Below are 12,397 nucleotides of genomic sequence, written 5' to 3' on the forward strand. Positions count from 1 at the left end.
CTTAACCACGGCGAGTCATTTGGTGACGCACCAACAAAATAACCGGTAGCGTGCCAGCTAAAACAATCATTAGCGCGGCGATAGCACCTTCTTCATAGGTTCCACGGGCGGCTTCCGCATACAACAATGTTGCCAGCGTTTCGAAATTGACCGGGCGCAAAAGCAACGTTGTTGGCAGTTCTTTCATGGCATCGGCAAAAACCAGCAGGGCACTGCTGACTAACGCTGGGCGCAGCAGGGGAAAATGGACCCGTGCAAACGTCCCCGTACCATTCTCACCCAACAGACGAGACGCCTGTTCCAGCGAGGGGGGGATACGGCCCAGACCAGAATCCAGTGCGCCAATGGCAATCGCCTGGAATCGCATGGCACAACAAATTACCAGCAGGATCCCGGCGGACATCAGCGGCAGACCACGAACATCCAGTAAATCGGCCAGCCAGCGGTCGACCGCCATGGCTGGTGTCAAAAAACCAATTGCCAGAATCGTGCCGGGGACTGCATAGCCTAAAGAAGCCAGACGCATCACGCCGCGACGAAATCCTGGCATGGCGTTGTCTGCGGCGCTATGACGCGCGCTCCAGGCCACTAACATACTGACGCAAACCACCACCAGCGTGGTTCCCGCCGCCAGCGATAGCGTATTTTGTAATGCTGACAGTAACGAAGAGGAAAGCGGATTCTCATCACCTATGCGTTTGGCGCTTTCCCACATTAAAAACAGAACCGGAGCCAGAAAACCCAGCAGGACAGGCAGTGAAATAACGCCACCGAGCAGCCAGCCACGCCAGCCCTGCACGCGCGTAGGTTGAATTTCCCGTAGGCTGCGACTGCTGAATCCTTGTTTTCTGCGACCATAAAATTCCAGCGTCAGAATAAGGAATATAAACATCAGCATCATGCAGGCAATTTGTGCCGCGGCAGATAAATCAGAACGCGAGATCCATGTGGTGTACACGGTAACGGTTAACGTCTGTACCCCGAGAAACTCCGATGCGCCAATATCGTTGAGCGTTTCCAGCAGTGCAAGGCTGATCCCAACGGCCAGTGCCGGACGGGCCATGGGCAATGCAACACGAAAGAAGGTTCCGGTTGCGCTGCATCCCAGCGTGCGTGCGGCTTCCAGTAAATGGGCCGGTTGGCTAATAAACATGGCACGGGTTGTCAGATACACGTATGGGTAAAGCACCAATCCGAGTAGGATGATTGCGCCGGAAAGTGAGCGTAAATCTGGCAGACGGAACTGTCTTGGGCTGTCAAAACCCAGTAAAAAACGGATAAAGGTTTGCAGGGGGCCAATCGGATGCAGCAGATCAAGCCACGCAAAGGCCACAATGTAGGTCGGCATCGCCAGCGGCAACAGTAACGCCCAGCTAAGTATTTTACGTCCGGGGAAATCCCATGCCGTTACCGCCCATGCGCTGCCTACGCCAATCACGCCGACCATCACCGCGACACCGGCTAATAACAGCACGGTATTTTTTAGTGCTGCAGGTAGTACATACGTCAGGAGATTATCCCAGTGAGATAAATCGGCCTGGGTAGCCTGCCAAATCAGCGCTATGATCGGTGTCAGAACGCCAAGTGCTACGCACAGTGCGCCAAGATGTAGCGGCGTTAATAATGACTGCGGCCCGGAAACCAGGCCGCGTAACGTCGGAAACTGCAGAGGTTTATTGATCGAATCCAACTTTATCTACCAGCAGACTAGCTTGTTTACGATATTTAACGATTTCGGTTAATGGTGTTTTATCGACGTCGATTTCGCCAATAGTTGCGTTGATAACCGGGTCAAGCGTCACGCCTTTCAGTACCGGGTATTCGAAGTTCGCTTTCGCATATTGCTGCTGGGCAGGTGCTGAAACCAGATATTCCATCAGCTTAACGGCATCGGCTTTATTTGGCGCATAGCGGGCTACAGCTGCACCACTGATGTTGACGTGTGTACCGCCATTTTCAAAGGTAGGTTTAACGACTTTAATCGCATCGCCCCATTGACGCGCATCGCTGCCTTCTTTGGCATTTTTCATATGGCCGACGTAATAGGAGTTGGCGAGACCAATATCGCAAATGCCGCCGAGGATATCGCGAGCAACATCGCGATCGCCACCAGTAGCTTTACGCGCCAGGTTAGCTTTCACACCGCGCAGCCATTCTTCGGTCTTTGCTTCGCCGTGATGAGCAATCATTGCGGCGATCAGCGCCGTGTTATACGGGTGCTGTCCGGAACGAATACAGACTTTACCTTTGTACTCAGGGCTGGCGAGTTGTTCGTAATGCCAGTTATCGATTGGCAGTGACTTCTCGGCATACAGCACGCGGGCACGCATCGACAGCGCAAACCACTGATTATCTGCACCGCGCAGATTAGCCGGAATAGCGGTTTTCAGTGCTTCTGACTCTACTGGCTGAGTTACACCCGCTTCCACTAAATCAATGAGATTACCGGCATCGACGGTCATCAGCAGGTCGGCAGGTGAATTTTTACCTTCAGCTTTAACGCGCTCAAGCATACCGTCCTTGATATAGACCGTACTGACTTTGATGCCGCTGGTTTTGGTCCAGCTATCAAGCAAAGGCTGGATCAGACCCGGTTCACGGGTTGTATAGAGCGTTAACGTTTCCTGAGCGAAAGCCGGTAGGCTAACTGAGAAGACCAGGGAAGAGGCAAGAGTGATACGGCGCAGTCCGGCGCGAGGCAGAGAATTCATCGTTTATATCCCAGAGTAATTGGAACGTACAGTGAACCGAGCGGGGGCTCGTTCCTTTGGCTCGCGTACAATAAATGATAATCACTAGCACTTACAATAATTGCAAAGTTTAAACGATTTACATTTACATAACTTTAATCAACGTTGTGATGCGGCATGTAACGGGGGTGCAGAGCAGGCAGGGTGCTTATCAGAGGGGATTTTATAGCGACCGAAAAAGCAAAAAGCCTGCTTAGTTTCCTAAGCAGGCTTCTTAAATATGGCTCCTCTGACTGGACTCGAACCAGTGACATACGGATTAACAGTCCGCCGTTCTACCGACTGAACTACAGAGGAATCGTGTGAACGAGGCGCATATTACTGACCTCACCATGAGGTGTCAACAGTAAAATTAGCGCGTCATTTCAATTGCTTAATTAATCTTCAAATTCAGCGTTAATGCACATTTGGTGAGCGATAATGACCATCTTAGCGGGTATCGCGTAACCGCTCCATGGGGTTCTGGCGGTAAAACTGAATAAAACGCTGCCATAAGGCCGGAAAACGTGGCGCAAATAATTCAGGAGCACTGAAGAAATACTCCGAAAGAACGGCAAAGCATTCGGCCGGGTCGGTTGCTGCGTAAGCATCTATACTGCACGCGGTTTCACCGACCAGATCAATTTCATCCTGAATGTTATTCATTGCGGCATACAGGTCGTGCTCCCAACCGGCAATATCTCGCAGAGGGATCGCCGGAATACCGCTGGCGCGGTCGCCATTACGCATATCAAGCTTATGTGCCACTTCATGGATGATCAGATTAAAGCCGGAGGCATCAAAAGAATCCTGAATGTCGAGCCAGTTAAGGATTATCGGACCTTGCTGCCAGCTCTGCCCGGACTGTACAACCCGTTGATTATGCACCAGCCCAATATCGTCTTCCCATTCATCGTCAACGACAAACGGGGCAGGGTAGATGAGAACTTCATGAAACCCGTCGAGCCACTCGACCCCTAATTCCAGGACAGGCAAACAGAAAAGCAGCGCAATGCGCGCACTTTTCAGTGGGTCAAGTTCAAACCCCTGAAGCGCTACCAATCTTTTTTGCTGTAAAAAGCGTTCGGCCAGGGCGATAAGTCTGGCTTGTTCTTGCTCGGTGAGATTCACCAGAAGAGGAATAGCCAGGGCGTCGTCCCACGGCCAGTCGTCACTCCGGGTTGTTTCTTGCTCTTTCCAGGGCCACTTAATCATCGTTTTGCTCGCAAACTCGTCACTTGAACGAAATTGACGGAACGGGGTCTGTTAAAATGCCAAATTACCTGGCATCATGGCAACCGCCAAAACGGAGAGATGCCAGAGCGGCTGAATGGACCGGTCTCGAAAACCGGAGTAGGGGCAACTCTACCGGGGGTTCAAATCCCCCTCTCTCCGCCACTATTCAAACACTTAGCTCAATTCCTTTCAACGACTCATGTCACACTTGGTATAGTGTCGGTATATTCGCTTAGTATAAAGCTCGCCATCATCATGTTCTGATTTGCCCAATACTGGAAGATCCAGTGTGGGGGAAATTTTCACTTTTCTGTCATAAACCGCAACCTGGCGTTCAGTTTTGTGATCTGAGAATAGTTGTTTGTCCTTTCTCGTTTCTATCAAGTTTTTTTCCTGCGGCTCAAAGTTAAACCAGGGGCAGGGTAGCTAAAGTTATTTTGGCTTTTATGCTAGAAGAAGATAGCCCCAGAAACCAGGCCGTTAGAGAAATTAGCAACAAGCCTCAAGAATAAATCTGACAGTTATCTTTGAGCGATGAGCGGGCGCACAAGACGGTGACAAGATTGCAATATTTGTTGGGGTTATGCCCACGCCTTGTTTTGGATAAACTCACTTAACCCTTTGTGATATGATAATTATCGTAGATTGTCACATGGGGCCAGATTTTGAATTCATACATTTTCCTTGCCGGGGCCATTGTAGCTGAAGTAATAGGTACAACCCTGATGAAGTTCTCTGATGGGTTTACACGTCTATGGCCATCTGTCGCAACCATTGTGTGCTACTGCACTGCTTTTTATCTTCTCGCTCAGACGCTGTCGACGATTCCAACGGGTATTGCGTACGCAATTTGGTCTGGTGCTGGAATCGTATTAATCAGCCTTTTGGGCTGGTTGGTAAGTGGGCAAAAGCTGGATTTCCCGGCGATCGCAGGCATGTTCCTGATTTGCGCTGGGGTTCTGGTTATCAATATTTTTTCAAAATCTTCCCCGCATTAATTCTAAAAGAATGTCGGATATCTGGCGCTGTTAGCAGAGCTTATCCCTGTGCGGTGAAAAAGCCCGCTTGGTATGAAGCGGGCTTGCGTATTTTTGTCGTAATTAGAACTGATAGACTAAACCAACGGCAACGATGTCGTCAGTTGCGATACCATTGCTTTCATAGAAGCTGTCGTCTTCGTCCAGCAGGTTGATTTTATAATCAACGTATGTGGACATGTTTTTGTTGAAGTAGTAAGTCATACCCACTTCAACATATTTGACCAGATCTTTGTCGACGTAACGCCAGTTACCATGGCTCACTTCCTGACCACCTAAATCCTTGCCTTTAGACTGCAGGTAAGCGATGGATGGACGCAGACCGAAATCGAACTGATACTGAGCCACAACTTCAAAGTTCTGGGTTTGGTTAGCAATGCCACCATTATTCTCGCCGTTGCCGCCGCCGTAATAGGTCATATTGCGGGTTTCTGCATACATGGCTGCCAGGTAAACGTTGTTAGCGTCATACTTCGCGCCAACAGTCCAGGCTTCAGCTGTTTCGCCGCCAGCGTAGTTATTGCGCTTGTTCATACCGTCCTGGTAACCGCGAGCAACTTGAGAGTCGGTACGGTCAGATGCGGAGTATGCCGCACCGAGGCTTAAACCGAAGTCGAAGTCATAGGAAGTAGACATACCGAAACCGTCGCCGTTTTCTTTCGCCAGTTTGCGGCCTTCACTGTTACCGGAACCTTCCTGACCACTCCACCGACTGTCACCATTTTCATTATTACCCTGATACTGCAGGGCAAAGTTCAGGCCATCAACCTGACCAAAGAAGCCTTTATTACGATAGGTAGCAACGCCGTTGGTACGGCCCAGCATGTAAACGTCGGTCTGAGTGTAGGTATCACCACCGAATTCTGGCAGCATATCGGTCCAGGCCTCAACGTCGTACACGACGCCGTAGTTACGACCGTAGTCGAAAGTACCGTTTTGACCAAAACCTAAACCGGCAAAGGCCAGACGAGTCCATGAATCGCCTTTGTCACCTTCGGTACCGTTGGCCTGAATGTTATATTCCCACTGACCATAGCCAGTCAGCATATCGTTGATCTGCGTTTCGCCCTTAAAGCCCAGACGCGCATAGGTCATGTCGCCGTCGCTGCCTGCATCATCAGAGAAATAACGCAGACCATCGACTTTTCCGTACAGATCCAGTTTATTGCCGTTTTTATTATAGATTTCAGCCGCATTTGCTGCGCCTGCAGCTAATAAAGCAGGGAGAAGCAGTGCCAATACTTTTCTTTTCATTATGTATTCCCTTTGCATGATAATTAAAATGAATATGTAGTACTATCCAAGCAACTACATTTGGATACTATCTATGAAGTTCATTTAATTTAAAATATAACATGTAACAAATGTATTTAAAATATTTCTAAATGTTTCATCGGTGTGTTTTTATAACTATAAATATATGTTAGTTAAATTGTTATTTGTCACATAAATTATTTTTAATCAATATCTTATGTATATCTGGCTATTTATTTGAAATTTGAATTTTATTTGTGTGGAGTATTTATTTTTGTTATTCATATAATATGGTTGTTGATATTGAAATTATGGTTTTTATAAATTCATGTGGATTTTGTTTTCGGTGTGATAATAAAAGTTAATTATGTAATGGGGCAGGCAGTGGTTTGCAATGAAAATTGTTGCTAAGGTGATTTTCTTTCTACAAAGGGAGATAGCATGAAACTGCACGACTGGCAGTCGCAATTTGAAGCTTGGTTAGCTGATAACCATTCCGGACAAGATGCCGCGCATGACATCTTTCACTTTCGTCGTGTGTGGATGACGGCGCAAAAGCTGAGTACAGATGCTACTGTAGACTGGCTAGTGGTGCTGACCGCGTGCTACTTCCATGATCTCGTCAGCCTGCCAAAGAACCATCCTGAGCGTCATCGTTCGTCGGTACTGGCAGCTCTGGAAACGCGTCGCATTTTGATGCGCGATTTTCCGGATTTTCCACAACAAAGAATACCTGCCGTGTGCCATGCCATTGAGGCGCACAGTTTTAGCGCCAAAATTGCACCAGAAACCCTTGAAGCGAAAATCGTGCAGGATGCGGACCGGCTTGAGGCGCTGGGGGCTATCGGTCTAGCGCGCGTATTTGCTGTGTCTGGTGCGTTAGGCGTGGCGCTATTTGATGCGGAAGATCCGTTTGCCCGCCAGCGTGGCCTTGACGACAAACAGTACGCGCTCGATCACTTCCAGACGAAGTTATTGACGTTGCCGTCGACGATGCACACTGAACAAGGACGACATTTAGCGCAGCATAATGCTGACTTCTTACTGACGTATATGGCGAAGCTGAGTGCGGAGTTAAAAGGAGAGTATGAAATGCTGGATCTTGACGCGATTCAACCCTTTAAAGCACGTTAGTCGCCAGTACAGCCGCAACGTCAACCGCACTATTTTATGTTAATCTGTCGGTTATCCATTTCGGCCGGTTAAATGTATGCAGGATAATTTTTCAGTAGCAGGCTCCATGAACCCGATGACAGATGATAACAAGGCCGCCGCGCAGGTGATTTTGGCTAAGTTGCTTGAAATATATGACGTGAAAACCCTGGTTGCTTATCTGAACGGTGTTGGCGAGAACCGCTGGAGTCCGGCCATCTTTAAGCGAGTGGTGGCGAACGAAACATGGCATCGCCTCAGCGACAATGAGTTTACTTATCTGAATTCCTTGCTGCCGACGCCACCTGCGCATCATCCGCATTATGCCTTTCGATTTATCGATCTGTTTGCCGGCATTGGCGGGATTCGTCGCGGCTTTGAGGCAATTGGTGGGCAGTGCGTGTTTACCAGCGAGTGGAACAAGCATGCGGTGCGTACCTACAAAGCGAACAACTATTGCGATCCCTTCCAGCATCACTTTAATGAAGATATTCGTGATGTCACGCTGAGCCATCAGGATGGGGTGAGCGACCAGCAGGCGGCAGAACATATTCGCCAGCACATTCCAGAACACGATGTACTGCTGGCGGGATTTCCTTGTCAGCCCTTCTCCCTGGCCGGGGTGTCAAAGAAAAATGCGTTAGGGCGGGCCCACGGTTTTGCCTGTGATACACAAGGCACACTCTTTTTTGACGTGGTGCGCATTATCGACGCTCGTCGACCAGCAATATTTGTGCTCGAAAACGTCAAAAACCTGAAGAGTCACGATCAGGGCAAAACGTTTCGCATCATTATGCAGACGCTGGACGAGCTGGGGTATGACGTGGCAGATGCGGCAGATAACGGTCCGGATGATCCGAAAATTATCGATGGGCAACATTTTTTGCCTCAACATCGCGAACGTATCGTGCTTGTCGGCTTCCGACGCGATCTGAATTTGAAATCAGACTTCACGCTGCGGGATATTGTCACGCGTTATCCGCAGCGGCGTACTACCCTGGCGGAACTGCTTGAGCCGAACGTCGATGCGAAATATGTGCTGACGCCGGTGCTGTGGAAATACCTCTACCGCTATGCGAAAAAGCATCAGGCGCGGGGAAATGGATTTGGCTATGGCATGGTGTATCCCGGTAACCCTGATAGCGTAACGCGCACATTATCTGCGCGTTATTATAAGGATGGGGCGGAGATTCTGATTGACCGTGGCTGGGATATGGCGCTGGGTGAAAAAGATTTTGACGATCCGCAGAATCAGCGACACCGCCCACGCAGACTTACGCCCAGAGAGTGCGCGCGCCTGATGGGGTTTGAATCTCCGCAAGGCTATCAGTTCAGGATCCCCGTGTCAGATACTCAGGCTTATCGCCAGTTTGGTAATTCGGTGGTCGTTCCGGCATTTGCGGCGGTGGCCAGGCTGCTGGAGCCAAAAATCAGGCAGGCAGTTGCTATTCGCGAGAAAGAGAACCTGCATGGCAGACGTTCACGATAAAGCAACACGCAGTAAAAATATGCGGGCGATAGCCACCCGCGATACCGCAATTGAAAAACGCCTTGCCAGCGTGCTGACAGAGCAGGGGGTAACGTTTCGCGTGCAGGATGCGACGTTACCCGGTCGCCCCGATTTTGTGGTGGATGATTATCATTGTGTGATTTTTACTCACGGTTGTTTCTGGCACCACCACAATTGCTATTTGTTTAAAGTCCCCGCGACACGAACGGAATTCTGGCTGGAAAAAATAGGCAAAAATGTCCAACGCGATGCGCGGGATTGTGAAAAATTGCAGGCTCTTGGCTGGCGCGTACTGATTGTCTGGGAGTGCGCCCTGCGTGGTCGCGAAAAGCTGGATGATGAAGCGTTATCTGAACGTGTCATCGAGTGGATCTGCGGCGGTGGCGACACCGCGCAGATCGACACTCTCGGTATTCATTTACTGTAATGTCTTTTCCGACGAACTCGCGACGGCATCCGCTTTAACAGGGAACAGGTATTTCCCCAACGTTACCAGCACCACAGCAAACACGATCACGCCGAGCGCCAGCCATTCGATAGGGGTTAGTCTTTCTCCCCCCAGACCGGTACCTAACAGCACCGCAACAACCGGATTGACGTAGGCATAGCTGGTGGCTAGCGCCGGGCTGACATTGCGGATCAAGAACATATACGCATTAATGGCAATAATGGAGCCAAACAGGGCCAGGTAAGCCACCGCCATAAAGCCTGAAAATGTTGGCATGGTGGTCAGTTTTTCCCCGGAGAGTAACGATGCGCACATCAGCACAATACCGGCTGCTAACATTTCAATGGCTCCGGCCATCATGCCAACGGGTAGCGTAATGCGTGAACCGTACACCGAGCCAAACGCCCAGCTTATCGAACCGATCAGGATTAAAATAGCGCCCCACGGATTGCCATTTAAATTGCCTCCGCTGTTCAGCATGATGATCCCTGCGAGCCCAATCGCTATCCCCAACCATTCCAGTTTGCGCGTTTTGATGCCAAAAAAGTGGCTAAAACACAGCGTAAATAGCGGGACGGTGGCGACCACCACGGCGGCAATACCGGAAGGGACATTTTGATGTTCTGCGACGGTGACCAGTCCATTACCCACAGCCAACAGCAGGATACCAATTAACGCGGCGTTTAGGATTAAGCGTAAGGGGGGGAGCTTATGCCCGCGAATAAGTAAAAAACTTGTTAATAAAATTCCCGCAGAGAGAAAACGTACGGCTGCCATCATTAACGGCGGCCAGCTTTCAACACCAATGCGAATAACGAAGTACGTGGAACCCCAAATGATGTACAGCGCGAATAGCGCACTGAAAAGCGGTAACAATTGCCTGAAACGCATAATCCCTCACGGTAGAAATAAAAAGGTGCAACATAGTAAACGTCAAAACTATCTTACTGGCGAGATTTATAATTACGTGTCGATGTTAAAAACTTGTTGACCAGAAAGGTCAGTTTCAGCATGGCGTGTTTTACTTCATACTTATGACTGCAAAAAAATAATATTGAGGGTCAAAATTTTGGCAGGAAGTAGCTTACTAACCTTACTCGATGATATCGCCACGCTGCTGGATGATATATCAGTGATGGGAAAATTGGCCGCGAAAAAAACCGCGGGCGTGCTGGGAGATGATCTGTCGCTTAATGCGCAGCAGGTATCGGGCGTGCGGGCGAACCGTGAACTCCCGGTGGTCTGGAGCGTGGCGAAGGGGTCGTTTTTAAACAAAGTTATCCTTGTACCGTTGGCGCTATTGATAAGCGCATTTATTCCCTGGGCGATCACCCCATTATTAATGGTAGGTGGGGCGTTTCTCTGTTTTGAAGGGGTAGAAAAGGTTCTGCATACCCTGGAGGCGCGTAAGCACAAAGAAAGCCCGGAAGAGCGTCAGCAGCGTCTGGCTGCTCTGGCCGCACAGGATCCACTCACCTTTGAGAAAGATAAAATCAAAGGGGCAATACGTACTGACTTCATTTTGTCTGCCGAGATTGTTGCGATTACGCTGGGTATTGTAGCGGATGCACCTTTGCTGAATCAGGTGTTGGTGTTATCGGGTATCGCGTTAGTGGTGACCGTGGGCGTGTATGGCCTGGTCGGGATTATCGTTAAGCTTGACGACATCGGGTACTGGCTGGCAGAAAAACGTAGCCAACTTGCCCAGTCGCTGGGGAAAGGGTTGCTGGTGGTTGCCCCCTGGCTGATGAAAACACTTTCTGTGGTCGGTACATTGGCGATGTTTTTGGTGGGGGGCGGTATTGTGGTACACGGAATATCACCGCTGCATCATGCGATTGAACATTTTGCTCAACAGCAAAGTACATTGATTTCGCTAATGCTTCCGACCCTGCTTAACCTGGTGCTCGGCTTTATCATCGGTGGGATTGTCGTTCTGCTGGTGAAAGCTGTCACCAAACTGCGCGGAGTTTCGCACTAATTGTTACAGGACTGATTATGCAAAACGCCTCTTTGTCATCTAAGGTGTAAAGGTTTCTCTTGATACAGGAGGCAGGTATGGTCTTTTCTGTCAGTGAGGAAGTCACCTCCAAAGAGGGTGGCCCACGTATGATCGTTACCGGGTATGCCAGCGGAATGGTGGAGTGTCGCTGGTACGACGGCTTTGGCGTTAAACGGGAAGCATTCCGTGAAGATGAACTGGTGGTGCCGGGCGAGCGAAGACAGCTCTGTCAGGATGCCTGAACATTTGACTCGACCGTAACCTGGTGATCTCTCACCCATTAGTTATATTTATCATTTTGGTGAGAATTATTTACTTGTCAGGCAAAAAAATTGCAGATAAGGTTTGGTTCACATCAGATTTTCTGGTGTAACGAATTTACAAGTGCTTCTTGCATAAGCAAGCTTGATCCCGACCCTATAAGGGCCGGGATTTTTTTCGCCCTCAGTCAGCGATTGATCTCCGATACGCTAAAGTCATGGATATCAAGCTCGAACGCGTCGGCCAGTTCATGCCATGTATGGTAATCTCGGCCGTCGACGCTAACGCGCTCCGGGTCATCCTGGCTGCGATGAATTTCACTCTCGCAGATTTCGTTGATTGCCTTTAGCAGCGCGTCCACATCGACGCTGACTTCACGTTTGGCCGTATCGCTGTACTCTTTCGCGGTTTTCATCCTCATACCTCTCAACCGTTAAGGATACCGGGGGAGCGTACCCAAACATCAGATACGCACAACTTAAGTATAGACCGTCGATAAAACCCGCAATCGCGCGTGCAGAGCGCTGCCAGAAAAAGGAATTTGTTCTACACTGGCACAAAGCCACAGGAGGAAAACTATGAAGGTGAATGATCGGGTCACAGTCAAAACGGACGGCGGTCCTCGTCGACCGGGCGTGGTACTGGCAATCGAAGAGTTTAGTGAAGGCACCATGTACCTGGTTTCGCTGGAAGACTACCCGCTCGGTATCTGGTTCTTTAATGAATCAGGTCATCAGGATGGTATCTTTGTGGAAAAAGTGGAGTGAG

The 12,397-nt window shown here is 49.5% G+C and carries 13 protein-coding genes, 2 tRNA genes and 1 pseudogene; 8 read left to right on the plus strand and 8 right to left on the minus strand.

Features of this window, described 5'->3' with window-relative positions:
* Position 1: 1 nt before the first annotated feature.
* From SK39_RS20375 to mtfA, 4 genes are all read right to left on the minus strand, one after another.
* Positions 2 to 1,690: an ABC transporter permease gene (locus SK39_RS20375; protein WP_048217365.1), complete on the minus strand. Its 1,689-nt coding sequence runs from the start codon at positions 1,688 to 1,690 to the stop codon at positions 2 to 4.
* Positions 1,674 to 2,711, minus strand: a complete 1,038-nt coding sequence (locus SK39_RS20380) for an extracellular solute-binding protein (RefSeq protein WP_003030303.1) — start codon at positions 2,709 to 2,711, stop codon at positions 1,674 to 1,676. Before SK39_RS20380 ends, SK39_RS20375 begins: the two co-directional genes overlap by 17 nt.
* 260 nt (positions 2,712 to 2,971) lie before the next feature.
* Positions 2,972 to 3,047, minus strand: a tRNA-Asn gene (locus SK39_RS20385).
* 132 nt (positions 3,048 to 3,179) lie between these two features.
* Positions 3,180 to 3,944, minus strand: coding sequence for a DgsA anti-repressor MtfA (gene mtfA, locus SK39_RS20390; protein WP_003030306.1), 765 nt, complete (start codon positions 3,942 to 3,944; stop codon positions 3,180 to 3,182).
* A 93-nt stretch (positions 3,945 to 4,037) separates the two neighbouring features.
* On the opposite strand from mtfA, the gene SK39_RS20395 reads away from it, so the two are divergent.
* A tRNA-Ser gene (locus tag SK39_RS20395) sits at positions 4,038 to 4,127 on the plus strand.
* A gap of 27 nt (positions 4,128 to 4,154) precedes the next feature.
* Here SK39_RS20395 and SK39_RS27605 read toward each other — a convergent pair.
* Positions 4,155 to 4,334, minus strand: a pseudogene (locus SK39_RS27605) (hypothetical protein); the annotation flags it as partial.
* Positions 4,335 to 4,630: 296 nt separating this feature from the next.
* On the opposite strand from SK39_RS27605, the gene SK39_RS20400 reads away from it, so the two are divergent.
* On the plus strand, positions 4,631 to 4,963 hold the full coding sequence (locus tag SK39_RS20400) for an EmrE family multidrug efflux SMR transporter (protein WP_003839058.1): 333 nt from the start codon (positions 4,631 to 4,633) through the stop codon (positions 4,961 to 4,963).
* Between the two features lie 102 nt (positions 4,964 to 5,065).
* Here the strand turns inward: SK39_RS20400 and ompC are convergent, their stop codons facing one another.
* Positions 5,066 to 6,256, minus strand: coding sequence for a porin OmpC (ompC, locus tag SK39_RS20405; protein WP_048217366.1), 1,191 nt, complete (start codon positions 6,254 to 6,256; stop codon positions 5,066 to 5,068).
* A 441-nt stretch (positions 6,257 to 6,697) separates the two neighbouring features.
* Between ompC and SK39_RS20410 the strand changes: the two genes are divergently transcribed.
* The 3 genes from SK39_RS20410 (at position 6,698) to SK39_RS20420 (ending at position 9,345) form a co-directional block, all read left to right on the plus strand.
* On the plus strand, positions 6,698 to 7,390 hold the full coding sequence (locus SK39_RS20410) for a phosphohydrolase (RefSeq protein ID WP_048217367.1): 693 nt from the start codon (positions 6,698 to 6,700) through the stop codon (positions 7,388 to 7,390).
* A 76-nt stretch (positions 7,391 to 7,466) separates the two neighbouring features.
* Positions 7,467 to 8,897, plus strand: a complete 1,431-nt coding sequence (locus tag SK39_RS20415) for a DNA cytosine methyltransferase (protein ID WP_048217368.1) — start codon at positions 7,467 to 7,469, stop codon at positions 8,895 to 8,897.
* On the plus strand, positions 8,878 to 9,345 hold the full coding sequence (locus tag SK39_RS20420) for a very short patch repair endonuclease (RefSeq protein WP_003030411.1): 468 nt from the start codon (positions 8,878 to 8,880) through the stop codon (positions 9,343 to 9,345). The genes SK39_RS20415 and SK39_RS20420 overlap by 20 nt, the downstream gene beginning before the upstream one ends.
* Here SK39_RS20420 and yedA read toward each other — a convergent pair.
* Complete coding sequence (gene yedA, locus SK39_RS20425; RefSeq protein WP_048217369.1) at positions 9,337 to 10,257, minus strand: drug/metabolite exporter YedA; 921 nt, start codon at positions 10,255 to 10,257, stop codon at positions 9,337 to 9,339. The genes SK39_RS20420 and yedA overlap by 9 nt on opposite strands.
* A 175-nt stretch (positions 10,258 to 10,432) precedes the next feature.
* Here yedA and SK39_RS20430 point away from each other — a divergent pair, with 175 nt between their 5' ends.
* Together SK39_RS20430 and SK39_RS20435 are read left to right on the plus strand one after the other, a co-directional pair.
* Positions 10,433 to 11,347 (plus strand): DUF808 domain-containing protein, encoded by a 915-nt coding sequence (locus SK39_RS20430; RefSeq protein WP_171279035.1) that lies wholly within the window; start codon positions 10,433 to 10,435, stop codon positions 11,345 to 11,347.
* Between the two features lie 77 nt (positions 11,348 to 11,424).
* Entirely contained in the window at positions 11,425 to 11,610 is a 186-nt protein-coding gene (locus tag SK39_RS20435; RefSeq protein WP_003030415.1) for a YodC family protein, read from the plus strand.
* A gap of 206 nt (positions 11,611 to 11,816) precedes the next feature.
* On the opposite strand, the gene yodD is transcribed toward SK39_RS20435, so the two are convergent.
* Positions 11,817 to 12,044 (minus strand): YodD family peroxide/acid resistance protein, encoded by a 228-nt coding sequence (gene yodD / locus SK39_RS20440; RefSeq protein WP_003030417.1) that lies wholly within the window; start codon positions 12,042 to 12,044, stop codon positions 11,817 to 11,819.
* A gap of 163 nt (positions 12,045 to 12,207) precedes the next feature.
* Between yodD and dsrB the strand changes: the two genes are divergently transcribed.
* Entirely contained in the window at positions 12,208 to 12,396 is a 189-nt protein-coding gene (dsrB, locus tag SK39_RS20445; RefSeq protein WP_003030419.1) for a protein DsrB, read from the plus strand.
* Position 12,397 lies beyond the last annotated feature (1 nt).

Origin of the sequence: Citrobacter sp. BIDMC107 (genome assembly GCF_001037575.1) — a bacterium.
In the GTDB taxonomy this organism is placed as follows: domain Bacteria; phylum Pseudomonadota; class Gammaproteobacteria; order Enterobacterales; family Enterobacteriaceae; genus Citrobacter; species Citrobacter freundii.

Bases quoted from the DNA above. Each gene is read 5' to 3' on its own strand.
- SK39_RS20410 (WP_048217367.1), top strand. From the start codon at position 6,698: ATGAAACTGCACGACTGGCAGTCGCAATTTGAAGCTTGGTTAGCTGAT.
- dsrB (WP_003030419.1), top strand. From the start codon at position 12,208: ATGAAGGTGAATGATCGGGTCACAGTCAAAACGGACGGCGGTCCTCGT.
- ompC (WP_048217366.1), bottom strand. From the start codon at position 6,256: ATGAAAAGAAAAGTATTGGCACTGCTTCTCCCTGCTTTATTAGCTGCA.
- SK39_RS20420 (WP_003030411.1), top strand. From the start codon at position 8,878: ATGGCAGACGTTCACGATAAAGCAACACGCAGTAAAAATATGCGGGCG.
- SK39_RS20435 (WP_003030415.1), top strand. From the start codon at position 11,425: ATGGTCTTTTCTGTCAGTGAGGAAGTCACCTCCAAAGAGGGTGGCCCA.
- mtfA (WP_003030306.1), bottom strand. From the start codon at position 3,944: ATGATTAAGTGGCCCTGGAAAGAGCAAGAAACAACCCGGAGTGACGAC.
- SK39_RS20380 (WP_003030303.1), bottom strand. From the start codon at position 2,711: ATGAATTCTCTGCCTCGCGCCGGACTGCGCCGTATCACTCTTGCCTCT.
- yodD (WP_003030417.1), bottom strand. From the start codon at position 12,044: ATGAAAACCGCGAAAGAGTACAGCGATACGGCCAAACGTGAAGTCAGC.
- SK39_RS20415 (WP_048217368.1), top strand. From the start codon at position 7,467: ATGCAGGATAATTTTTCAGTAGCAGGCTCCATGAACCCGATGACAGAT.
- yedA (WP_048217369.1), bottom strand. From the start codon at position 10,257: ATGCGTTTCAGGCAATTGTTACCGCTTTTCAGTGCGCTATTCGCGCTG.